The sequence below is a fragment of the Amycolatopsis sp. NPDC028719 genome, assembly GCF_055565395.1.
Genome location: NZ_JBVHUL010000010.1, coordinates 99,727 through 120,737, shown reverse-complemented (window position 1 = coordinate 120,737; position 21,011 = coordinate 99,727). Strand labels below are relative to the sequence as shown.

The following is a 21,011-nucleotide window of genomic DNA, read 5'->3' as shown; positions in this document are numbered from 1 at the left end:
GGCGATCCGCCAGGTCAGTGGCAGGTCAGCAGGCTGACGGTGCTGTTGGCGCAGGAGGCCAGCAGGCTGAGGTTCGACGTGCCGCCGCCGCCGCCACCGTGGCCGCCGTCGAGCACCTCGGGGGTCTCCATGGCCTGCAGCTCCAGAACGAGTTCCATTGGTGTTCCTTCCTTCGTTTTCACTTCGGGTCCGCCGGTCAACGACCGGTGGTTTGAGGGGACGGCGTGCTGCCCAGGAAGGGCAGCACCTCCTTGCCGTCCAGGAGGGCGGCGAGCGCGAGGAGGATCCCCGCACTGCCGGTCTTGAGGTCCATCGACAGGCGCAGCAGCTGGTTGCCGGGGAAGGCGAGGCCGCCCTTGAACGGCACCGCGTACCAGGCCAGCCGCGCCAGGTGCAGGTCGATCGCCGCGCGGATCGGCTGCGTCGGGTCCGGGTCCATGCCCAGCGCCACCGCGAGCCCGCACCGGCCGTAGAGCAGGCCGGGGTGGATGACGAACTCACCGCGGCACGATTCGCGCAGGCCGGGGAGGCTCTCGCAGGCTTCGGCGTCCGGGCGGTGCCGCGCCAGCTGCTCGGCGACCACGAGGATTCCGCTGCTGCCGATGCCCATGTAGGGCAACGTGCGGGCCGCGCCGTCGCGGACCTGCAGCGAGCCGTCGTCGGACTCGACGCATTCTTCGAGGTCACGGCACAGGGCTTGGTCGGCGAAGGACAGCCACGCGGGCTCGCCGGTGCGCTCGAAGAGCCGCACGAACAACAGCGCGGGGCCGGACCAGCCGGACAGCAGGCCGGCACGGGCAAAGTTGCCCGGCGGCGCCGCCGTCTCCAGCGCTTCCGCCAGCCGGACGGCCGTGGTCAGCGCCTGGCGGCCGAACTCGTTGTCTTGGCGGACCGTCGCGAAGTGCAGCATCGTCAGCCCGATGCCGGCCAGACCACCTTCCAGGGCGTGGTCGGTCGTCTGCTCGACGAGCCGCGCGGACGACGCCAGCAGCCTGGTCGCCTCGTCGTGGTGACCGAAGTTCTCCAGCACGTAGGCGATGCCGTAGCTGCCGTCGAAGAACCCGGGCCGGGCCGGCGGCTCACGGCGGACCGCATCGATCAGCCAGCGCTCGTGTTCGGGGAACCGGCCGGCGCCGATGACGTCGAGGGCGTGCAGCACGCCCGCGGCGCCGACGCCGAAACAGGCGCCGCCGACCCGGAACTGCTCGATGTCGCCGGGGAACAGCCGGTCCTGGCGCTCGGGCGTCGCGCTGGCCAGGATCGCTTCGGCGATCTGCTTGCGGACCAGCGGCCAGTCGGGTTTCTCCTGGTCGAGCTCCGTGTGGATCGGTGCCGGCTCCGCGGGGACATCACGCGGGGCCAGCACCGCGACTGCGGCGTCCGCGTACCCCTCGGGCAGCGCGAACCGGCGTTCGACGAAGTCGGCGATGCCGCGCAGCTTCGCCGGTGCGAGCTCTGTCAGCTGCGAGAGCGGCAGGAACAGCCACAGCCGCAACGCCGCGATCGCGTGCTCGTCGATTTCGAACCCGGTGCGGTCGGCCGGGGCACGGAACCCGGGCGCGCCCAGGGCCGGGCGGTCGCCGGACTCGACGTCGAAGGCCATCTCGAAGTCGATCAGGGAGATCCGGCCGTCGTCGTCCTCGTCGATGAGGATGTTCAGCGGGTGCAGGTCGCCGAAGACGACGCCGCGGGCGTGGATCTCCTCGACCGTCCTCTCGACCCGGGAGACGACGTCGAGCGCGCGCCGGGCATAGGCGGCGAGGTCGTCGTCGGTCGTGCCGCGCTTGGTCAGCGGATAGTTTCGGGCCAGCCAGTTGCCCAGCGAGTTGCCCGGCATGTACTCCATGGCCAGGTAGTGGTGCTCCCAGACCGTGAAGCGCTCGAAGACCCGCGGCACGCCGGTGACGTCGGCCAGCCTGTCGAGCACCTCGTGCTCGCGGCGCAGCCGTTCGACGGCGTCGATCCGCGCCCTGTCCAGGCCGGCGTGCGGACGGGCTTCCTTGAGGACGACCTCGTCACCGCCCGCCTTGGGGTCGGCGAGGTAGACACCGCCGCCGTTCGAGAAGTGCAGGGAGCGCGTCACCCGGTAGGGGAACTGGGCCGGGTCGCCGCTCTTGCGCGCGGCGACGCTGCTCTGCAGGCAGGCCGGAATCTTCACCCAGTCGGGGACGGAGAACGTCGGTTCCCGCTTGTCGGGCACGAGCCGGCCATCCGGCTTGCGGATCGCCAGGACGCGGTTGCCGTCGTGTTCGACCCACTGTTCGGCGAATCCGCCGTAGCGGACGTAGAGTGGTCCGTCGCCGTATCTGAGGTCGCTCAGGATATAGGCACCGTGCTCGCCTTCGAGCCGAACCGCCAGATCTTCGAGAACACGCGCCAGCTCGTCTTCGTCAGCAGGGTAAATGGTGATGAGCTTTGCGCTGCCGTCACGGGGGGCGTATTTCGAATTCCGGGCGAGCAGGATCATCAGCGAGCGGAGGTGCTTGTAGGAGATCCGGTGCTCGATACAGTACTCGTGCACCTGCACGAGCACGCGCCGCGCATTGTCCAGGCCAGCGGAAACGTGGATTTTCCACCCTTGGCCGGGAAGGTGACGGCCCTCGGGGCTCAGCGCCCGCCAGACCCCGCGATCGGCGGTGACCCAGCCGGTGGCCGGCAGCGGCAGCGCCTGGGCAAAATCGTCGACCGGCGCGCCGATTTCCTGTTGTTCGTCGTAGAACAACGGGTCGGCGAAGCAAAATGCTTCGTAGCGCAGGTCCATCGAAGATACCCCTCCGTGTGTCCCCCCGGGCACCTCGGCTCCGGGGACGAGGAATATTCCCCCATGCCGGACGGTCCCGCGCCTATCCGCCAACCCGGGGGTTCAACTGGTCTATCCGAGGTAGGCAAAAAGGGCACTTACCAGTCAGTAGACGGACCCAGGGTAATTCTTGGCAGATGGCCAACCACCCTGTCGGGGTGTAACACGAAGCTTTTTACAACATTCCCGCAGGTCCACACCAAGATAACACGGAATAAACCACCGAATTGGCAGAATGCCATCAAGGCCTTCTGGTGATCAATTGACTCGGTGCCGGCACACCTGGTCGACGCGGCCGGGTCCACTGTGGAGCGGCCGGGTGGTGCACGCCACGCCCGCAGGACCTCGGCGGACGGACCCACCGGTACCACGGAGTAAGTTGACGTCCGGCGGACCGGAAGGAGGAACGGGTGATCTTCGGATTCGCCGTGACGGTCGCCGTGGCGGCCACGCTCGTCGCGCTGTGGAGCTTCGTCCAGTCGGCCCGCAACCGGCTGCCGGACAACCCCCTCCTGATCGCGATCGCGGTCGTCGAGGTCCTGCTGGTCGTCCAGCTGGTGATCGGGATCGTGCTGCTCGCCGGCGGTGACCGCCCGGGCAGCCTGGCGACCTACCTGGCCTACCTGATCGGCAGCCTGGTCGTACTGCCCGTCGGCACTGCCTGGGCCCTGGCCGAGCGGAGCCGGTCGAGCACCGCGGTGCTCGGCATCGCCTGCATAGCCATCCCGGTGATGGTGCTGCGACTGAACGAGGTGTGGAGTGGAGCGACAGCGTAGGACGGCCACCGGCCCCGGACGGGTGCTCGTCGCCGTGTACGCGATCTTCGCGCTGGCCGCGACGTCGCGGGCCGGCGTCCAGATCGGCACGAAGTTCCACGAAGCACCGCTGGCCTACCTGCTCTCGGCGTTCGCCGCGGTCGTGTACATCGTCGCGACGATCGCGCTGGCCCGCCGCGGCGACGGCTGGTGGCGCGTGGCGCTGACGGCCTGCTCGATCGAACTGCTGGGCGTGCTGACCATCGGCACGCTGAGCCTGGTCGACGCGGCCGCGTTCCGGCACCCGACCGTCTGGTCGGTCTACGGCGAGGGCTACCTCTTCATCCCGCTGGTGCTGCCGGTCATCGGCCTGTACTGGCTCCGCCGCACCGCCCCGGCGAAGGTCACCGCCTGACGTAGGCAGTCCAACAGTGCCCCGGCGGTGGCGGCCTCCCGGGCCGCTCCAGGCGAGACGCCGCGACACCCAGCGCGACCCGCTCCTCTTCGTGCGCGGAACAGTACGGGAACTGCACGTAGTCCATTCGGCGCAATAAATACGGATGTGACCCGGACTTTCGTCGGTTCCGGACATTCCCCGAGAACTCGGACACTCTTCTCGTTCGGTCCCCACCGGCTTTCCCGTGCGGGTTCTCCGCACGAAAAGGAGTGAGCGTGAAATTCGGCAAGTTCGTGCTGCTGGCCGCGAGTACCGCGCTGGCCGTCGTCGGCCTCGGCGGCCCGGCGTCCGCCCAGACCACCCCGCAGGCCCAGCCGTCGATCATCGGCGGCAGCACCGCCTCGAGCGGCCCCTGGGCGGCCCGGCTGTTCGTGAACGGCCAGCAGAACTGCACCGCGACGATCATCGCGCCGCAGTACATCCTGACCGCGAAGCACTGCGTCAGCAGCTCCGGGACATACACGTTCCGGATCGGCAGCCTCGACCAGTCCAGCGGCGGGACGATGGCCACCGGCTCCGCCATCACGAGGTACCCGGGCTCCGCCGACCTGGCGATCGTCCGGCTGACGACCTCGGTGAGCGCCAGCTACTCGCCGCTCGGCAGCGTCGGCGACGTCTCGGTCGGCCAGAACGTCTCGGTCTACGGCTGGGGCGCGACCAGTCAGTGCGGCTCCGAGATCAACTGCCAGTCGCGGTATCTGAAGGTCGCGACGGTGCGGGTGAACTCGATCGGCTGCAGCGACTACACCGGCGGCGTCGCCGTGTGCGCGAACCGCGTCAACGGCATCACCGCCGGCGGCGACTCGGGCGGCCCGATGTTCGCGTCCGGCCGCCAGGTCGGCGTCGCGTCGACCAGCGACCGGTCGAACAACACGGCGTACACGAACATCACGCGTTACCGCAGCTGGATTTCCCAGGTGGCCGGAGTCTGATTCCCGGCAAGGGGCCCGGCCGTTTCCCGGCCGGGCCCCTTTCCCGGTCAGGACGTCGAAATGTCGTCGAGCTGTTCCGCGGCGGGCCGGACCGGGTAGAGGTCGCCACCCGGTTCGACCGGCACGCGCGGCAACGCCGTCCGCGCCGCCTTGTCTCCCGCGTCGGCCGCCGCGTGCAGCACGTCCAGCGCGGCGTACGGCCGGAAGTCCAGCTCCGGGTACGGCCACCGTCCCTGCCCCTGCGTGGCGCCCGGAATCAAGAAGTCGACGGCCTTGAAGAGCGTCGCACCACTGGGCGCGGTGTAGTGCCACAGGTCGACGCCGACGTGCTTGCCGATCTGCGCGAGCCGCGTCAGCGCGACGAGGTTGAAGTTGGAGTAGTGCCAGCTGCGCGTCCGGCTCGCTTCCGCCGGCTGGTAGCCGTCGGCCTGGATCTGCGGCGCGATGCGGTTCGGCCCGGCGTCCTGGACGATCGTCTTCGCCAGGTCCCGCTGCCCGGTGCCGAGGGCGAGCGCCGCGGCCAGCATGTCGTAGAAGCTGCCGTGGTTGTTCTGCGCCCTGGCCTCGTCGATGCCGTTCTTGCTGGTGCGCAACCAGTCCAGGAACTGCGTGTACCAGCCGGTCATACCGGCTTGGTCAGTTTTCGTCCAGCCGGGGGCGCCGGTGGCGAGGATCGCGGTGGCGTCGACGACCTGGGTGAGCGTGTAGGAGAACTCGATGATGCCGATGCCGCGGCCGTCCACCTTGCACGGGATGCCCTGGGCGTAGTTCATGTTCGGGTTCATCTTCGTGGCCGCGTCGAGGAACCAGGTGCGCAGATCGAGGGCCGCGCGCTGGGCGTATCGAGCGTCACCGGTGTAGTACCAGGCGAGGGCGAGCCGGTAGATCGCGGCGAAGGCGTCGCCGCGGTAGGCGTGGTCGGTGATCTCGTCGACGATCGGGTTGCGCTGGCCGTCCTTCTGGACGAACGGGCAGCCCCAAGGGTTCTCGGCCGTCGGTTCCGTGGTGGGCCACCAGTAGGGCGCGAGGCTGAGGTAGTCGTGCTTGTCCCCGCTGCGTGGGACCTGCTTCTTGGCCGTGACGCTCCAGGGGCCGGTCGTGAGGTCGGTCTTCGCGGCGGCGAGCAGGTTGTTCAGGGCGGTTTTGGACGTCCGTTCACCGACGAGCGCGGCGAACTTCGTCCGTAGCAGCTGGTTGCCGTCGAGGACGGCGGTGTTCGGCGCACAGACCGGCCCGATGACGGGGATGCTGCAGCCGTTCGTCGCGGGGGCCGCTTCAGCCGGCGCGGCTACGGAAGTGGCGAGAAGCCCGACCGCGGCGAGCGCCACGACGGTGTGGCGGAAGATCATGTCCGCTCCATTCACAAATATGAACAGCAACTCTGTGAGTGAATGGAGAGTACGCACGTGAACGTGACTGGGGCAATGCCCGCGGGCTCAGTCGCGAGGATGGAAGAAGGCCTCGAGTCGCGCGGCGGCGAGATCCGCCCAGGTGTCGGCGGTGACGAGCACGGCCGCGGCGCCGGTCGGGAACTTGGCCTGGATCAGCCGGGTGTCCTCCCCGTCGCCGGCGAGGTGGAGGGTCAGTTCGCTGACACCGGGCTCGTGCCCGACCAGAGCGAGGGTGCCGACGTCGCCGGGGACCCGGCGCACCGCGTTGAGAAACTCCTCGGGACCGGCGCCGTAGAGATCTTCGGCGTACTCGACGGACGGCTTGCTCGGAAGCGCCTCACTGACTCGCGCCCAGGTTTCCCTGGTGCGGCGGGCGGTCGAGCAGACCACGTGGTCGGGAACGTAGCCGTGGTCGCCGAGCCAGCGGCCGAGGTTGGGGGCGTCCCGGATCCCGCGCGGCGCAAGCGGTCGTTCGTGGTCGGGGAGGTCGTCCGACCAGTCCGACTTGGCGTGCCGGAGAACGATGAGCCGCCTGGTCGCGTCCATGTTCACCGCCTGTCGCCTCGGTCGACTGCGCCGAGGAATGGTGGGCCGCCTGGGGCTCGAACCCAGAACCTACGGATTAAAAGTCCGCAGCTCTACCAATTGAGCTAACGGCCCGCGCTCCAAGTCTAGCCAGGGCCCCGTCACCCACCTGCACGCCGGGTCCGGCTGAGGACGCCGTGAAGGTCAAGACTGGTTCTCGCCCGGCCGGGCCCGCATGATGCCTGCATGCCGGGTTCGCTGCTGATCCTCACCGGGCCGCCCGGTGCCGGGAAGTCCACCGTCGCCCGCATGGTCACCGACGACGCGCCTCGGGCGACCGTGCACCTGCACACCGACAGCTTCTACGTCTGGATCCGGACCGGGTTCGTGGCGCCGTACCTGCCCGAGGCCGCCCGGCAGAACGATGTCGTGCTCGGGGTGATCGCCGAGGCCGCTTGCGGGTACGCCCGGGGTGGCTACGACGTCGTCCTCGATGGCGTCGTCGGGCCCTGGGCGCTGGAGCCCTTCCGCGACGCCGCCAAGCGGGACAGTCTGGACCTCTTCTACGTCGTGCTGCGGCCGAGTCTCGAGGTCACCCTCGCCCGCGGGACCGCGCGTGCAGGCCGGGAACTCACCGAGGTCGAGCCCATCACCGGCATGCACGGCGCGTTCGCCGACCTGGGCGAGCTCGAGAAGAACGTCATCGACACCACGGACCACACCGTCGATGACACCGCGGACGCAGTACGGCGCCGAGCACGCTCGGCGCCGTACTTGCTCTGATGTGGACAGACAGCCGTCAGCAGGTCACGAGCAGGCCGGTGTAGGCCGTGCACTTCTTCGACGCCGTGTCGTTCGCCGCGACCGGGTCGGCCGGGGTGCTGGCCGCCCGCTGGGCCGTCGCCGTGAACGCGCCCCACGCGAAGACGCCGCCCTCCGACGTGAACTTCGCCGTGGCTGAAGCGCCCGGTGCCAGGGTGCCGATCGCGCAGTTCACGTTCGCGCCCGAGCGGGTGCAGCCGGTCGCCGACGTGACCGAGCGGCCCGAGCCTGCGTTGGCCGTCACGCGGACGCCGGCCGCGGTGGCCGGGCCGCTGTTCGACACCGTGATCACGTAGTCGACCCGGGCGACCAGGCCGACGCGCGGAGTGGCGGTCAGCGAGACCTTGACGTCGGCCTTCGCGGCCGGGGTGATCGTGATGGCGGGACCGTCTTCGACGCCGAACGCGTAGTTGTCGCCGGCGAACTGGTGCTGCAGCGTGAACTGGCCGCCGGTGACGCCCTCCTTCACGCGGAGGGTGAGCGTCACGGTGCGGCTCTCGCCAGCGCCGAGGTCGCCGACGCCGCCGCGATAGCTGCTGAGGTACTGGTCGCAGCCGATCGTGCCGGTGCACGAGACCAGGTCCACCAGCTCGGTGATCGGCTTCTCCTTGGTGTAGACCGCGGCCTTCGCGCCGGTGACGGTGAAGTCCGTCGGGTTGTACAGCTGCTCGGTGACCGTGAACGTGTCGCCGGCGCGGACCGACGTGTCGCTGACGTCGATCGTGCTGGGGGCGGGCGCCGCGGACGCGACGGCGGGGGCCGCGAAGAGAGCCGCAGCGGTCAGCGCGGCCAGCACGGCGGTTCTTCGACCGGTTCGCTCCATGGTCGTGATCTCCTGATTCCGGACGAGGGGGTGCCGCTCCGACGGGGTGGGGACGGGTGATCGCAGCAGCTGACGAAGATCAGATCGCCGCACCCCGGCATTCGTTACCGGGTTCGTGAAACCGTGTCTGAACTGGGGTTTCCCGCCGTTGCCCGATCACTGGCCACCCTCGCGAACCGAAATTGTCAGACCCCTGTGGCACGCTCCGCACATGACCGAACACAGCACCCCGGTGGCCACCCCGAGCCGCCTGACCGGCGCCCGGATCGACCCGACGCCGGTTGCCGGCGAGCGCCAGGCTCTGACCGAGAGCCTCGACTACTACCGGCGCACCTTCGAGCTGAAGTGCTCCGGCCTGGATCCCGGCCGGCTGTCCGAACGCTCGGTACCGCCCTCGACCCTGACCCTGCACGGCTTGCTACGGCACCTCACCGGCGTCGAACGGTGGTGGTTCCGGATCCAGTTCGCGAGTGAGGACCTCCCGAACCTGTACTACTCCGACGACGACCCGGAGCAGGACTTCACGGCGCTGGACGGTGACGTCGACGAGGCCTTTTCCCTGTGGCACGCCGAGTGTGCGCGTTCCCGGGAGATCGTGACGGCGAGTTCGCTGGAGCAGACGGGGACGCGAATCAGCACCGGCGAACCGTTCACGCTGCGCTGGTTGATGCTTCGCATGATCGGCGAGTACGCGCGCCACATCGGGCAGGCCGACCTGGTTCGCGAGCGGATCGACGGCGCGACCGGCGAATGACGACTCAGGCGTCCGTCGCCGCGCGGCGACGGAACCGGGAGAGGAGGTGCCCTACGAAGGAAACGATGATCCGGCAGGCGTAGGCCAGACCCGGCTGAGGGAACGCAGCCGAGACCGGCCGCATGCGATGCTGGCGCCATGACCGTCGACCCCGATTCCGGACTCCTGTCCCCGGTCCGGGCCGGTACGCCGGCCGAAGCTTCGACCGGCGACGAGGCCTGGTTGCGCGCCATGCTCGACGCCGAGGCGGCACTCGCCAGAGCGCAGGCGCGGCTCGGGACGGTACCGGCCTGGGCAGCGGACGCGATCACGGCCGCCGCGAGCGGTGCCCGGATCGACGTCGTCGAGCTGGCGCGTGGCTCACGGGCGACCGCGAACCCCGTCGTCGGGTTGGTCAAGGCGCTGACGTCGGCCGTCGATGCGAGCGCTGCCGAGTACGTCCACCGCGGCTCGACCAGCCAGGACATCCTCGACACGGCGATGATGCTGGTCGCGGACCGGACGCTGCGGCCGCTCGCCGACGACCTCGACGCGACGGCCGAGGCGCTGGCCGAGCTGGCACGCGAGCACCGGGACACGACGATGCCCGGTCGGACGCTGACGGCACACGCGGTGCCGACGACGTTCGGGCTCAAGGCCGCGGGCTGGCGGCAGCTGGTGCTGGACGCGGCCGTCCGGGTCCGGCGCGTGCTGGACGGCGGGCTGCCGGTATCGCTGGGCGGCGCGGCCGGGACGCTGGCGGCGTACCTCGAGTACGCGCGCCTGGCCGACGACGCCCAGGCGGCGGGGCACGCGGGGCAGGCCGGCGCGGGCGAGCAGGAGCGCGCGAGCGGGCAGCAGGGCGCGAGCGAGCCGCTGGATGCGAGCGGGCAGGAGGGCGCCGGCGAGCGGGAGGGCGGGGGCGGGGGCGGGGGCCTCGTCGACGCTGCCGCCGTGGCCGGACGCCCCGGTACTGATCGCGGTGTCCTCGCCGACTACGCGGAACGTCTGACCGCCGCGTTCGCCGAGGAGACCGGGCTGGCCGCGCCGGTGCTGCCGTGGCATTCGCTGCGGACGCCCGTCGTGGACCTCGCGAGCGCGCTCGCGTTCACCGCCGGGGCGCTGGGGAAGCTGGCCGTCGACGTCGCGACGCTCAGCCGGACCGAGCTCGGCGAGGTCGTCGAGCCGGCCGCCGAAGGGCGCGGCGGCTCGACCGCGATGCCGCACAAGCGGAACCCGGTGCTCGCGACGCTGATCCGTTCGGCCGCGCTGCAGGTGCCGGTGCTGGCCGCGGGCGTCACGCAGTCGATGCTGACCGAGGACGAACGCTCGGCCGGGGTCTGGCACGCCGAGTGGCAGCTGATCCGCGAGTGCCTCCGGCTGACCGGCGGCGCCGCGCACACGGCCGCCGAGCTGGCGCGCGGGCTCACCGCGCAGCCTGGGCAGATGCGGGCGAACGTGGCGTCGACGCATGGGCTGATCGTGTCCGAGCGGCTCTCCGCCGTGCTCGCGCCGCTGCTCGGCAAGGCAAAGGCCAAGGAGCTGCTCGGTGAGGCGTCGCGGCGGGCGGTGGGGGAAGACCGGCCGTTGCGGGACGTGCTGGACGAGCTGCCCGCGATCACCGAGGTCCTCACCCCGGCGGCGCTGGACGCTCTCCTCGACCCGTCCGCGTACACCGGCGCGGCGGCGACGCTGGTCGACCGGGCCCTCGGCGAGCCACAGCCGGGCGGCGCCTTGGAATAGCCGCCAGAGGGCGGTCCGGCGGGCTGCTGCAGGACGGCCGGGCGGCGCGGACACCCGACGGGGGTCGGCACCTTGGCACCGGTTGGCAGCAATCGGCACTGGTTGGCAGCAGCCGGCACCGGTTGGCGGCAGTCGGCCGACGTGTGCGGGCCGGTGTGCGTCCGGCCGGCCCAGCCTTGCAGCAGCCGACGTGCGGCATCCCCAGCCCTGCGACGGCGATAGGAAGGGCTTGCAGACCCCGGCGACCAGCGGCAGCCCACCCACCGGGCCACCTGGTACCGAAGCAGCCACCCCGGCCACCGCACCCTTCTGACCAGGCGTGAGCACCCGCGGAAAATTCTTTGAACCGCCTTCGCCAAGTGTCCGTGTAGTGGGTATCAGGCAGCCGCACCGAGCGGCGGGAAACCCAACGGACACAAGGAGAACTTCCATGCTTCGCACGCGCATCGCCGTCTCCGTCGCCGCTGCGGCAGCCGGGCTGGCAGTGCTCACCGCTTGCTCGGGCGCCGAAACAGCTCAGCCGGTCATCGCCCCCGCGGCGGCAGGCGGCACTGGTGGCGGCCAGATCGCCAACGGACAGGTCGGCAACGCCGCCCCCGCGTCGAACGAGTCGAAACTGGTCGTCGCGGACGTCGCCAGTGTCGGGCAGGTGCTCACCGACCAGAACGGCATGACCCTCTACCGCTTCGACAAGGACACGGCCAAGCCGCCGAAGTCCAATTGCGACGGTGACTGCGCCAAGGCCTGGCCGCCGATGCTGGCCACCGGGGACGTGCAGGTCCAGGGCGTCGACAAGAACCTCGTCGGGAAGGTGACGCGCTCCGACGGCACCGAGCAGATCACCGTCGGCGGGTGGGCGCTCTACCGCTACGCCAAGGACGCCAAGGCCGGCGACGCGACCGGCCAGGGTGTCGGTGGCGCCTGGTACGCCGCCAACGCCAAGGGCGGCAAGGCCGGGCAGGCCGCGAGTGAAGCCGGCGCCGTGAAGCTGAGCGCCAGCAACATCGACGGTCTCGGTGCGGCGGTCGTCGACCAGAACGGCATGACCCTCTACCTGTTCCAGAAGGACACCAAGAAGGCCAAGACGTCCGCCTGCAACGGCGACTGCGCCAAGACCTGGCCGCCGGTCCTCTCGAACGGCAAGGTCGAGCTGCAGGGCATCGACTCGAAGCTCCTCGGCAGCATCAAGCGTTCCGACGGCACCGAGCAGGTCACCATCGGCGGCTGGCCGGTCTACACCTTCTCGAAGGACACGAAGCCCGGTGACGCGAACGGCAACGGCGTGAACGGCACGTGGTTCGTCATCGAGCCCGCCGGGTGCAAGATCGGCACCGGCCCCGGCGCCACCGCCAACCAGGCTCCGGCTCCGGCTGACAGTGGCGCCGGGAGCAGCAACTCCGGCGCTGGTGGCACCACTTACTGAGCCACCCGGAACTTCCTAGTGGGCGAGGCCCGGCGGACGCTCTTCACGAGCGACCTCCGGGCCTCGCTCGTCGTGGTGGCGACGCAGGAACGAACGGCGGCGCGGCTCCTCGGTGGGCAGCGTTTCCGTGCGGTCGGTGTCCGCGACGCGGTCGGTGCGCTGCTCGACGACCGTCGGCTCGTCGGCCGCCTCGTCCTCGGGGACGTGGATGGTGCGGCGGGCGGGCAGGACGGCGATCAGCAGGCCGAGCGCGGCGACGCCGAGGTGCAGCCAGGTGTCGGCGCGGCCCATGTCCAGCGGGTTGCCGGCGTTGGCGAACGGGTTGGTCGAAATGAGGCCGTCGATCATCAGGCCCCAGACGAACAGGGCGCCGTAGAAGATGAAGAGCAGCCAGCCGAACGTCCGGGCGCGGCCGGAGCCGAACGCCAGCAGCAGGCCGACGACGCCGGTCACGACGCGGACCAGGCTCATGAGCGGGTTGCCGGAGAACCGCCACAACCCCGCGTCGTGGTGGCCGGCGAAGTTCCCGACGCCGGTCCTGGTGAACCCGATGATGCCGACGACGAGGAACGCGATCCCGGCCAACCCGGCCAGCACCTGCGCCGGCTGCAGGCCGCGAACCCGGATGCGTGCGCCTTTCGCGTGAGTCATGACTCCAGTCCTTCCCAGAGTGTGGTGACGATCGTCACCGCACACAGGTACCCCGCGAACACAGTGCGCGAAACGACGGCGCTTGCCCGCAGGCCCTCGGTGCGTTCCCGGATCCGGGCCGGGCCGAGAGCTATCCCACAAAGTCACCCGATCCGGGGAACGCCGGGCCGCGTTTCCGGCAATCCGGATCATGCGCAAGCTGAGCGGCATCTTCCTGGTGGGACTGTGTGCGGGGGCGATCGGCGCGGTGACTGTCACGATCAGTCACGGCGCTGTGGCGCCGCCGAAGGCGATCGCCGTCACAGAAGTGGTGACAACGATGTCGGAATCGTCCGCCGCGCCGAGTCCGACGCCCACCCCGACCTCGACGCCCAAGCACTCGCCCCAGCCCGAGTCCAAGGTGGACGCCAAGGTGGCCGCCGCCGAACTGGACCGGCTGGTGCCCGGGGGCAACGTCAGCGTCGTCGTGTTCGACCGGCAGGCCGGTTCGACGACCGTCTCGGCGCACGCGGATCGCGCGTACACGTCGGCGTCGCTCGTGAAGCTGCTGATCGCCTTGAGCGTGCTCGAGCAGGGTGGTCCCGTGGCGCAGGTGCAGCGGATGCTGTCCCGCAGCGACGACGACCTCGCGAGCCGGTTCTGGTCGGCTTACGGCGGGTCGGCGATCGTGACGGGCTGGGCCAAGAAGCTCGGCCTCACCGGCACGCGCGCGCCCGCGGATCCGGGACGCTGGGGCGACACGCGGATCACGGCGAAGGACGTGGTGCGGATCTACCAGTACGTGGTGGCGCACGCGCCCGGCGCGATCCTCGCCGCGCTGCGGGCCGCGACCGAGCGGGGCTCGGACGGGTTCCGCCAGTACTTCGGCATCCCGGACGCCGCCGGCGACCGGCCGTGGGCGGTGAAGCAGGGCTGGTCCTGCTGCGGGCCGACGCGGATGCTGCACACCTCGGGCCTGGTCGGCGAGGACGGCCGGTACATCGTGGCGGTGCTGAGCGAGCACCCCGCTTCGGTCGACTACGCGACCGCCTCGAAGCGGGTGACGGCGGTGGTCTCGGCGCTGCTCGGCTGAGCACCCGGGCAGCGGGGGCTGACGGGCGCGGCTCGACGGCGGCGGATCAGCCTGGGAACCGCGCGGCGGGCCGGCTTGAGGGCTTCACGGCCGGCGGTGCATCGATCCAAAAAACCGCTCGGCGGCAATACGCGGCAGCCGACTGAGATGACTCGCGGCCGACAGTGGATCAGTCCGGAAAACGGCGCGGCGGTGGCTTCGCCGTGGCCAGTGAATCGGTCCGGAAACCGCGCGGCGGCAGCCGGCTCGAGGGCTTCGTGGCGCGCAGTCGATCGGTCCGGAAACCGCGCGCCTGGCCACGGAAACGAAGTGCGGCTGACTGCCGTGCCTACTGGTCCATGTCCGCCACCGCGCCGTGTGCGCCCGAGCGGGGCAACGGCCAGGGCAGCACTCCGCCGGTGGTCTCGACCTGTCGCCCGGCCGGGGCCGGGGCCAACGTGCGGGCTCCGATCCACGACAGGACGTCCGGGATCTGCGACTTGAACGTGTTCATGTTGTGCCCCGCGTCCGGGATGCGCCACGACGAGAACTGCAGCGGAGGCCGCGCCGCCGCTCGGATCTGGTCGATCGCGAAACTCTCGTAGCTCTCCTTCTCGCCCGCGATCGCCAGGATCTCCACCGGCGACGGGTGCAGCCGCACGTTCACGCGGACGTTGTTCGCGTCGTTGATGTCCTGGCGGCCGTGGAACAAGTCCTCGGTCTCCGCGTCGACCTGGGCCTTGTCGTAGCCGCTCACGCTGGCCGCCTGGCCGTACCACTGGGGGTGGCGCGTCACCAGGTTCATCGCGCAGTAGCCGCCGGACGACCAGCCCGCCATCGTCCACGCCCGGCGGTTCGGCGAGACGCCGAGCTTCTGCAGGGCCCAGTCGCGCAGGTCGGCCGTCAGGTACGTGTCGTTGGCCGTTCCGTTGACCTCGTCGACGCATTCCGTGTCGTGGCCGACCTTCGGGACGCCCGTCGGGTCCGGGACGATCACCACCGTCGGGGGCAGCGCCTTGCGAGCGATCGCCGTGTCGAGCTGCTGCGGCATTCCGTAGACCGCGAAGACCTCGGGGCCGGAAGGGTAGTTCGGAATCCATTCGATCGCCGGGAACCGCAGTTCCTTGTACGCCGCGTCGAAGTACTGCGGGGGCAGGTAGACCGTCACGTCGCGGGTCAGCTTGGTGCGCCGGCCCGTCACCTTCATGTGGACGACGGTTCCCTTGCCCTCATGCGCGTGCGCGACCCCCGTGTCGCGCAGCTTCTCGAGGTCCTCGCCGTTCTGCGCCGCCTCCGCGTCGGTGCCCTGGCCGGAGTAGACGCCGGTGCCGAGCAGCGACCCGACCGTCGGGAAGAACCCGCCGATCATGTTGCCCGCCATGCCGGTCGTGACCACCAGGAGCACGACCGCGAGCAGCACCGTGGCACTGCGCCACAACCGCTTGCGCTTCCAGCGGTCCCAGAACCACGGGACCGCGATGATCGCGAGCAGCGTCAGCACGACCACCACGATCATGTTGACCGGCGAATCCAGCCGGATGCTGCTCACGTTCATCGTTCGGTCCTTCCGGGCGGGCAGAAATGCGCGCCCGGATCGGTCGGGAGTCGCGTATATATCACGTTTGAGCAGGCATGCACGTTGCGACCCTGTGACTTGCGCCATAGGGCCGCAACGAACCGCGAACTCAGCGTTTTCTCAGTTATTCCTCGGAAGTCACTGCTCCAAAGCCCGCTTCAGCACGGTGATGGCCTGGGTGATCGCGGCTTCGGCGGCGTGGGTCTCGCGAAGCGCGTTGACCATCACGAAGTCGTGGATGATCCCCTGGTACCGCACAGCCGTGACGGGCACGCCGGCCTGACGCAGCTTCGCCGCGTACGCCTCGCCTTCGTCGCGGAGCACGTCCGCCTCGCCGGTGATGACCAGCGCCGGCGGCAGCCCGGCCAGCTCGTCGAGCGACGCGCGCAGCGGGGACGCGGTGATCTCCGCGCGCTGCGCGGGGTCCGTCGTGTACTGGTCCCAGAACCACTTCATGCCCTCGCGGCCGAGGAAGTAGCCCTCGGCGAACTTCGCGTACGACTCGGTGTCGAAGTTCGCGTCGGTCACCGGGTAGAAGAGCACTTGCTGGCGGAAGGTGACGTCGCCGCGCTGCTTCGCGAGCAGGGTCAGGGCCGCCGTCATGTTCCCGCCGACGGAGTCGCCGGCGATCGCGATGCGCGAAGTGTCCAGACCCTTCGAAGCGCCGTGCTCGGCGACCCACTTCGCCACGGCGTAGCTCTGCTCGATGGCGACCGGATAGCGCGCCTCCGGCGAGCGGTCGTACTCGGGGAACACGACGGCCGCGCCGGTCCCGGCGGCCAGTTCGCGCACCAGGCGCTGGTGGGTGTGGAAGTCGCCGAACACCCAGCCGGCGCCGTGGATGTAGACGATCACCGGCAGCGGCCCGTCGACGCCCGCCGGGCGCACGATCCGCGTCTCGACCTCACCGGTCGGGCCGCCGGGGACCTTCAGCACCTCGATGTCGGCGTCGGCCATGGCGACTTCGCCGTCCTGGACGCCGTCGACGGCCTTGCGCCCCTCTTCCGGCGGCAGCTGGAACAGGTACGGCGGCTGGTCCGTGGCCTCGGCGAACGCCTGCGCGGCGGGTTCCAGGGCGAGGTTGTGCGGGTTGGCGGTCATGTCGTCCTCCTCGGTTCGAGCTGGTGTCACCAAAGTAGGCCTCAACTGAGTTGTGCACAACTAATTTGAGGCCAATGAGATGCAGGGCACTTAAGTTGCCGCGCAGCACGAAGCCGGGAATCATGGAGAGTTACGAGAGAGGAGGACGCCATGGCATCGCTGCGACTGGACGACCAGCTCTGCTTCGGGCTGTACTCGGCGTCGCGCGCGGTGACGTCGCTGTACCGGGTGGTCCTGGACGACCTCGACCTGACCTATCCCCAGTACCTGGTCATGCTGGCGCTCTGGGAACAGGACCATCGCCTGGTGAAGGAGCTCGGTGCCGAGCTGAACCTCGATTCGGGCACGCTTTCGCCGCTGCTCAAGCGGCTGCAGACCGCCGGCCTGGTGGTCCGGAACCGGCAGTCCGACGACGAGCGGTCGGTCCGCGTGAGCCTGAGCGAGACCGGACAGGCGCTGCGCGAGAAGGCGCAAGGCATCCCGGACGTGATCGGCGCGGCGATGAGCCTGGACGAAGCCGGGGTGGCCCGCATGCGTGCCGAGCTGGACCGCCTGACGGCGTCGGTGAACGCCTACCGGGACGCACTGGCACCGGCATGATCAGGCGGCTACGAAGCTTCGCGTAGCCCTTCCAGCACGTCGAGGACCGCGCTCCTGCCGAGGTCCACGGCCTTGCGCAGCACCTCGGGGTCGCGCTCCAGCACCGCCACGTCCGGCGAGCCGGCCGGTGGGCGGATGCTCAGGATCCGCCGGTCGGACGCCAGGATCTCCTCGTCTTCGACGTCGCGGCGGAAGGTGTCGCGCCAGGCGGGAATCGTGCCTGGGGCCTGGCGGCGCAGGAAGCGCGGCACCACGACGTCGTACGCCCGCGGTGGCGGCAGCGGCAGTTCGTCCGCGCGGCGGGTGCGCAGCACGAGGACGTCGGTCGCGTCCTGGGCCAGCGCCGTGCGGAAAGGGATCGGCTCGGCGACGCCCGCGTCGACGAACCGGCGGCCCGCCATCGGGATCGGCGGGCCGGCCAGCACCGGCATGCAGGACGAGGCCGCGAGCGCGAGCTTGATCGCGTCGACGTCGTCGAGGAAGGGGTGGAGGTCGGTCGACTCCCCCGTGTCGGCGTCGGTGGCCAGCGGGTGGAACGTCACCGGGTTGGCCAGGATCGCCGGGAAGTCCATCGGTTCCAGCACCGAGTAGACCTGGTGGACGAGGTATTCGAGGTCGATCACCGCGCGGCCGCGCAGGGTGTGCATCGGGTTGATGATCCGGCGCATGACGACCGGGTTCCACCAGGTCCGCACGCCCGTCGACGAGCACCCGCTGAGCAGCCAGGCGGCGTTCAGCGCACCGGCCGACGAGCCGTAGACGGCGTCGAACACGGGGACCGCGCCCAGCTCGTCCAGCGCCAGGGCCATGCCGCTCGAGTAGGTGCCGCGGCTGCTGCCGCCTTCGACGGCCAGCGCGAGACGGCGGCCGTCGGTGCGTTCTCCCGGGACGCTGCCCGTCGCCATCCGTTCGGAGATCAGTTCGAGTACCGGGTGCACTCTCTCCATCCTGGTCTTTTCCGGGGTGAAGTCGACCCGATTTATCCCCCTCAGGGGGTGAAGTGATGCGCGCCTCGTTGCACTGCAACTCGTTGCATAGGAGGCTCCCAGAATGGCACTGGAGCACGCGATCCTCGTCTCGCTGTCCGAGCGCGCCGGCTCGGGCTACGAGCTCACGCGCCGGTTCGAGAAGTCGATCGGACTGTTCTGGAGCGCCACCCACCAGCAGATCTACCGCGTGCTGAAGCGGATGGAAGAGGCCCGCTGGGTCGCCGTCGACGTCGTCGCGCAGTCGGGCCGGCCGGACAAGAAGGTCTACACGGTCAGCGAGGACGGCCGCGCCGAGCTCGTCCGCTGGCTCGCCGAGCCCGATCCCGGCGCCGGCCCGGTCGAGCTGGCCGTCAAGATCCGCGGCGCGACCTTCGGTGACCCGGCGAAGGTCGCCGAAGAGATCGTCCGGCACCGGGCAGCGCACGCCGAACGCCTGGACGTCTACCGCCAGATCGAGAAGCGCGACTTCCCCGCACCTGCCGCCCTCGAAGGCCGGCACCTGCACCAGTACCTGGTCCTGCGCGGCGGCATCCGCGTCGAAGAGGGCCAGGTCGAGTGGTTCGACGAAGTCCTCGCCGCCCTCCACCACCCCAAGGACGCCTGATGGCCCCGTACCCGAACTTGCTGTCGCCGCTCGACCTCGGCTTCACGACGCTGCGCAACCGCGTGCTCATGGGGTCGATGCACACCGGCCTCGAAGACAAGGCCGCCCACTTCCCCGAGCTGGCCGAGTACTACGCGGAACGCGCCCGCGGCGGCGTCGGGCTGATCGTCACGGGCGGGTTCGCGCCGAACCGCACCGGCTGGCTGCTGCCGCTGGCCTCCAAGCTGACGACGTCCGCCGAGGCGCGGCAGCACCGGCAGCTCACCGCGCCCGTCCACGACGCCGGCGGCAAGATCGCGCTGCAGGTCCTGCACGCGGGCCGGTACGCCTACCACCCGCTGAGCGTGTCGGCGTCGAGCATCAAGGCGCCGATCAACCCGTTCCGGCCGCGCGCCCTCACCAACCACGGCGTGCGCAAGCAGATCGACGCCTTCGCCGACTGCGCCGCTCTCGCGCGCGAAGCGGGCTACGACGGCGTCGAGATCATGGGCTCCGAGGGCTACCTGATCAACCAGTTCCTGGCCGAGCGCACCAACAAGCGCACGGACGCCTGGGGCGGCACGCCGGAGAAGCGGCGCCGGTTCGCTGTCGAGATCGTCGAGCGCACGAGGGAAAAAGTCGGCGACGACTTCATCATCATCTACCGGCTTTCGATGCTGGACCTCGTCCCGGGCGGCCAGCGCTGGGAGGACGTCGTCGCGCTCGCGAAGGACGTCGAAGCCGCCGGCGCGACGATCATCAACACCGGCATCGGCTGGCACGAGGCCCGCGTGCCGACGATCGTGACGTCGGTGCCGCGCGCCGCGTTCACCTGGGTCACCGGGAAGCTCAAGCCGCACGTCGGGATCCCGGTCGTCACGTCGAACCGGATCAACCTGCCGCAGGTCGCCGAGGAAGCCTTGAGCAGCGGCGACGCCGATCTCGTGTCGATGGCGCGGCCGTTCCTCGCCGATCCCGAGTGGATCCGCAAGGCCGAGACCGGCCGCGAGGACGAGATCAACACGTGCATCGCCTGCAACCAGGCCTGCCTCGACCACGCCTTCAAGCGCAAGCTCGTGTCGTGCATGGTCAACCCGCGCGCCGGCCACGAGACGACGCTGACGCTGGCACCCACCCGCCGCTCGAAGCGCGTCGCCGTCGTCGGCGCCGGGCCCGCCGGGCTGTCGGCCGCGACCGCGCTCGCCGAACGCGGGCACAGCGTCGAACTGTTCGAGGCCGACGACGAGATCGGCGGCCAGTTCGGCATCGCGCGGAAGATCCCCGGCAAGGAGGAGTTCGCCGAGACGATCCGCTACTACCGACGGCGCGTCGAGGTGACCGGCGTGAAGCTGCACCTCGGGACGCGCGTCTCCGCGAAGGACCTGACCGGCTTCGACGAGGTCGTGCTGGCCACCGGCGTCGCGCCGCGCGTGCCGTCGCTGCCCGGGATCGACCACCCCAAGGTGCTCTCCTACGTCGACGTCGTGCGGCACGGTAAGCCGGTCGGCGCGCGGGTCGCGGTGATCGGGGCCGGCGGCATCGGCGTCGACGTCAGCGAGTTCCTCACCCACACCGGTTCGCCGGCCCTCGACCGCGACGCGTGGATGGCCGAGTGGGGCGTCACCGACCCCGAGCAGGCGCCGGGCGGGCTCGCGGAGCCGCGGCCCGAGCCGTCGCCGCGGCAGGTGTACCTGCTGCAGCGCAAGAAGTCCGGGATCGGTTCCGGGCTCGGCAAGACGTCGGGCTGGGTGCACCGGGCCGCGCTCCGGGCCAAGCGCGTCGAGCAGCTCACCGGCGTGACGTACGAACGGATCGACGACGCCGGCCTGCACCTCACCGTCGACGGCGCGCCGCGGCTCCTGGAAGTCGACACGGTCGTCGTCTGCGCCGGTCAGGAACCCGTGCGGGACCTCGCGGACGAACTGCGCGCCGCCGGCCTCCCGGTGCACCTCATCGGGGGTGCCGACGTCGCCGCGGAACTCGACGCGAAACGGGCGATCGACCAGGGAACGAGGCTCGCCGCCGCGCTGTAGCCCTAGAAGCGTCCGGCACTGGC

The 21,011-nt window shown here is 70.4% G+C and carries 20 protein-coding genes and 1 tRNA gene; 11 read left to right on the top strand and 10 right to left on the bottom strand.

Annotation, left to right across the window (positions count from 1 at the left end):
* Positions 1-14 precede the first annotated feature (14 nt).
* Both ACZ4TR_RS37025 and lanKC read right to left on the bottom strand, forming a co-directional pair.
* Positions 15-158: a SapB/AmfS family lanthipeptide gene (locus ACZ4TR_RS37025; protein WP_364520712.1), complete on the bottom strand. Its 144-nt coding sequence runs from the start codon at positions 156-158 to the stop codon at positions 15-17.
* A gap of 38 nt (positions 159-196) precedes the next feature.
* Positions 197-2,761, bottom strand: a complete 2,565-nt coding sequence (gene lanKC, locus ACZ4TR_RS37020; RefSeq protein ID WP_465292735.1) for a class III lanthionine synthetase LanKC — start codon at positions 2,759-2,761, stop codon at positions 197-199.
* Positions 2,762-3,210: 449 nt separating this feature from the next.
* Between lanKC and ACZ4TR_RS37015 the strand changes: the two genes are divergently transcribed.
* From ACZ4TR_RS37015 to ACZ4TR_RS37005, 3 genes are all read left to right on the top strand, one after another.
* Positions 3,211-3,576 carry a hypothetical protein gene (locus ACZ4TR_RS37015; protein ID WP_465292733.1) on the top strand — a complete coding sequence of 122 codons (366 nt, stop codon included), beginning with the start codon at positions 3,211-3,213 and terminating at the stop codon, positions 3,574-3,576.
* A 22-nt stretch (positions 3,577-3,598) separates the two neighbouring features.
* Complete coding sequence (locus tag ACZ4TR_RS37010) at positions 3,599-3,970, top strand: hypothetical protein (RefSeq protein WP_465293103.1); 372 nt, start codon at positions 3,599-3,601, stop codon at positions 3,968-3,970.
* 299 nt (positions 3,971-4,269) lie between these two features.
* Entirely contained in the window at positions 4,270-4,944 is a 675-nt protein-coding gene (locus ACZ4TR_RS37005; protein ID WP_465293102.1) for a S1 family peptidase, read from the top strand.
* A gap of 47 nt (positions 4,945-4,991) precedes the next feature.
* Here the strand turns inward: ACZ4TR_RS37005 and ACZ4TR_RS37000 are convergent, their stop codons facing one another.
* The 3 genes from ACZ4TR_RS37000 to ACZ4TR_RS36990 all read right to left on the bottom strand — a co-directional run bounded on the left by ACZ4TR_RS37000 (position 4,992) and on the right by ACZ4TR_RS36990 (position 6,995).
* Positions 4,992-6,293 carry an alginate lyase family protein gene (locus ACZ4TR_RS37000; RefSeq protein ID WP_465292732.1) on the bottom strand — a complete coding sequence of 434 codons (1,302 nt, stop codon included), beginning with the start codon at positions 6,291-6,293 and terminating at the stop codon, positions 4,992-4,994.
* An 87-nt stretch (positions 6,294-6,380) separates the two neighbouring features.
* Positions 6,381-6,881, bottom strand: a complete 501-nt coding sequence (locus tag ACZ4TR_RS36995) for a SixA phosphatase family protein (protein WP_465292731.1) — start codon at positions 6,879-6,881, stop codon at positions 6,381-6,383.
* Positions 6,882-6,919: 38 nt separating this feature from the next.
* Positions 6,920-6,995: transfer RNA gene (locus ACZ4TR_RS36990), tRNA-Lys, on the bottom strand.
* 111 nt (positions 6,996-7,106) lie between these two features.
* Here ACZ4TR_RS36990 and ACZ4TR_RS36985 point away from each other — a divergent pair.
* The gene (locus ACZ4TR_RS36985) at positions 7,107-7,643 is read left to right on the top strand and encodes an AAA family ATPase (RefSeq protein ID WP_465292730.1); all 537 of its coding nucleotides are present in this window, start codon (positions 7,107-7,109) and stop codon (positions 7,641-7,643) included.
* A 16-nt stretch (positions 7,644-7,659) separates the two neighbouring features.
* Here ACZ4TR_RS36985 and ACZ4TR_RS36980 read toward each other — a convergent pair whose 3' ends face one another.
* Positions 7,660-8,505, bottom strand: a complete 846-nt coding sequence (locus ACZ4TR_RS36980) for a COG1361 family protein (protein ID WP_465292728.1) — start codon at positions 8,503-8,505, stop codon at positions 7,660-7,662.
* A gap of 211 nt (positions 8,506-8,716) precedes the next feature.
* On the opposite strand from ACZ4TR_RS36980, the gene ACZ4TR_RS36975 reads away from it, so the two are divergent.
* The 3 genes from ACZ4TR_RS36975 (at position 8,717) to ACZ4TR_RS36965 (ending at position 12,404) form a co-directional block, all read left to right on the top strand.
* A complete protein-coding gene (locus tag ACZ4TR_RS36975; RefSeq protein ID WP_465292727.1) occupies positions 8,717-9,259 on the top strand; it encodes a DinB family protein in 543 nt (180 codons plus the stop codon).
* A gap of 138 nt (positions 9,260-9,397) precedes the next feature.
* Positions 9,398-10,981: a lyase family protein gene (locus ACZ4TR_RS36970; RefSeq protein ID WP_465292725.1), complete on the top strand. Its 1,584-nt coding sequence runs from the start codon at positions 9,398-9,400 to the stop codon at positions 10,979-10,981.
* Positions 10,982-11,411: 430 nt separating this feature from the next.
* Entirely contained in the window at positions 11,412-12,404 is a 993-nt protein-coding gene (locus tag ACZ4TR_RS36965; protein WP_465292724.1) for an SCO0930 family lipoprotein, read from the top strand.
* Positions 12,405-12,419: 15 nt separating this feature from the next.
* Here ACZ4TR_RS36965 and ACZ4TR_RS36960 read toward each other — a convergent pair whose 3' ends face one another.
* Entirely contained in the window at positions 12,420-13,055 is a 636-nt protein-coding gene (locus ACZ4TR_RS36960; RefSeq protein ID WP_465292722.1) for a DUF4383 domain-containing protein, read from the bottom strand.
* A gap of 190 nt (positions 13,056-13,245) precedes the next feature.
* On the opposite strand from ACZ4TR_RS36960, the gene ACZ4TR_RS36955 reads away from it, so the two are divergent.
* Positions 13,246-14,127, top strand: a complete 882-nt coding sequence (locus tag ACZ4TR_RS36955) for a serine hydrolase (protein ID WP_465292721.1) — start codon at positions 13,246-13,248, stop codon at positions 14,125-14,127.
* Positions 14,128-14,455: 328 nt separating this feature from the next.
* Here the strand turns inward: ACZ4TR_RS36955 and ACZ4TR_RS36950 are convergent, their stop codons facing one another.
* Positions 14,456-15,661: an alpha/beta hydrolase gene (locus ACZ4TR_RS36950; RefSeq protein WP_465292719.1), complete on the bottom strand. Its 1,206-nt coding sequence runs from the start codon at positions 15,659-15,661 to the stop codon at positions 14,456-14,458.
* Positions 15,662-15,820: 159 nt separating this feature from the next.
* Entirely contained in the window at positions 15,821-16,783 is a 963-nt protein-coding gene (locus ACZ4TR_RS36945; protein WP_465292717.1) for an alpha/beta hydrolase, read from the bottom strand.
* Positions 16,784-16,933: 150 nt separating this feature from the next.
* Between ACZ4TR_RS36945 and ACZ4TR_RS36940 the strand changes: the two genes are divergently transcribed.
* Entirely contained in the window at positions 16,934-17,383 is a 450-nt protein-coding gene (locus tag ACZ4TR_RS36940; RefSeq protein WP_465292715.1) for a MarR family winged helix-turn-helix transcriptional regulator, read from the top strand.
* 8 nt (positions 17,384-17,391) lie between these two features.
* Here ACZ4TR_RS36940 and ACZ4TR_RS36935 read toward each other — a convergent pair whose 3' ends face one another.
* The gene (locus tag ACZ4TR_RS36935; RefSeq protein WP_465292713.1) at positions 17,392-18,330 is read right to left on the bottom strand and encodes a patatin-like phospholipase family protein; all 939 of its coding nucleotides are present in this window, start codon (positions 18,328-18,330) and stop codon (positions 17,392-17,394) included.
* Between the two features lie 103 nt (positions 18,331-18,433).
* Here ACZ4TR_RS36935 and ACZ4TR_RS36930 point away from each other — a divergent pair, with 103 nt between their 5' ends.
* On the top strand, positions 18,434-18,976 hold the full coding sequence (locus ACZ4TR_RS36930) for a PadR family transcriptional regulator (protein WP_465292712.1): 543 nt from the start codon (positions 18,434-18,436) through the stop codon (positions 18,974-18,976).
* Positions 18,976-20,988, top strand: a complete 2,013-nt coding sequence (locus tag ACZ4TR_RS36925) for an FAD-dependent oxidoreductase (RefSeq protein WP_465292710.1) — start codon at positions 18,976-18,978, stop codon at positions 20,986-20,988. Before ACZ4TR_RS36930 ends, ACZ4TR_RS36925 begins: the two co-directional genes overlap by 1 nt.
* Positions 20,989-21,011 lie beyond the last annotated feature (23 nt).

What these genes read in the sequence shown, in the direction of transcription:
- ACZ4TR_RS36940 (WP_465292715.1), top strand. Translation starts at nt 16,934, where the DNA reads ATGGCATCGCTGCGACTGGACGACCAGCTCTGCTTCGGGCTGTACTCG.
- lanKC (WP_465292735.1), bottom strand. Translation starts at nt 2,761, where the DNA reads ATGGACCTGCGCTACGAAGCATTTTGCTTCGCCGACCCGTTGTTCTAC.
- ACZ4TR_RS36965 (WP_465292724.1), top strand. Translation starts at nt 11,412, where the DNA reads ATGCTTCGCACGCGCATCGCCGTCTCCGTCGCCGCTGCGGCAGCCGGG.
- ACZ4TR_RS36955 (WP_465292721.1), top strand. Translation starts at nt 13,246, where the DNA reads ATGCGCAAGCTGAGCGGCATCTTCCTGGTGGGACTGTGTGCGGGGGCG.
- ACZ4TR_RS36995 (WP_465292731.1), bottom strand. Translation starts at nt 6,881, where the DNA reads ATGGACGCGACCAGGCGGCTCATCGTTCTCCGGCACGCCAAGTCGGAC.
- ACZ4TR_RS37025 (WP_364520712.1), bottom strand. Translation starts at nt 158, where the DNA reads ATGGAACTCGTTCTGGAGCTGCAGGCCATGGAGACCCCCGAGGTGCTC.
- ACZ4TR_RS36970 (WP_465292725.1), top strand. Translation starts at nt 9,398, where the DNA reads ATGACCGTCGACCCCGATTCCGGACTCCTGTCCCCGGTCCGGGCCGGT.
- ACZ4TR_RS36925 (WP_465292710.1), top strand. Translation starts at nt 18,976, where the DNA reads ATGGCCCCGTACCCGAACTTGCTGTCGCCGCTCGACCTCGGCTTCACG.
- ACZ4TR_RS36975 (WP_465292727.1), top strand. Translation starts at nt 8,717, where the DNA reads ATGACCGAACACAGCACCCCGGTGGCCACCCCGAGCCGCCTGACCGGC.
- ACZ4TR_RS36950 (WP_465292719.1), bottom strand. Translation starts at nt 15,661, where the DNA reads ATGAACGTGAGCAGCATCCGGCTGGATTCGCCGGTCAACATGATCGTG.
- ACZ4TR_RS36980 (WP_465292728.1), bottom strand. Translation starts at nt 8,505, where the DNA reads ATGGAGCGAACCGGTCGAAGAACCGCCGTGCTGGCCGCGCTGACCGCT.
- ACZ4TR_RS36945 (WP_465292717.1), bottom strand. Translation starts at nt 16,783, where the DNA reads ATGACCGCCAACCCGCACAACCTCGCCCTGGAACCCGCCGCGCAGGCG.
- ACZ4TR_RS37000 (WP_465292732.1), bottom strand. Translation starts at nt 6,293, where the DNA reads ATGATCTTCCGCCACACCGTCGTGGCGCTCGCCGCGGTCGGGCTTCTC.
- ACZ4TR_RS36935 (WP_465292713.1), bottom strand. Translation starts at nt 18,330, where the DNA reads ATGGAGAGAGTGCACCCGGTACTCGAACTGATCTCCGAACGGATGGCG.
- ACZ4TR_RS36930 (WP_465292712.1), top strand. Translation starts at nt 18,434, where the DNA reads ATGGCACTGGAGCACGCGATCCTCGTCTCGCTGTCCGAGCGCGCCGGC.
- ACZ4TR_RS36985 (WP_465292730.1), top strand. Translation starts at nt 7,107, where the DNA reads ATGCCGGGTTCGCTGCTGATCCTCACCGGGCCGCCCGGTGCCGGGAAG.
- ACZ4TR_RS36960 (WP_465292722.1), bottom strand. Translation starts at nt 13,055, where the DNA reads ATGACTCACGCGAAAGGCGCACGCATCCGGGTTCGCGGCCTGCAGCCG.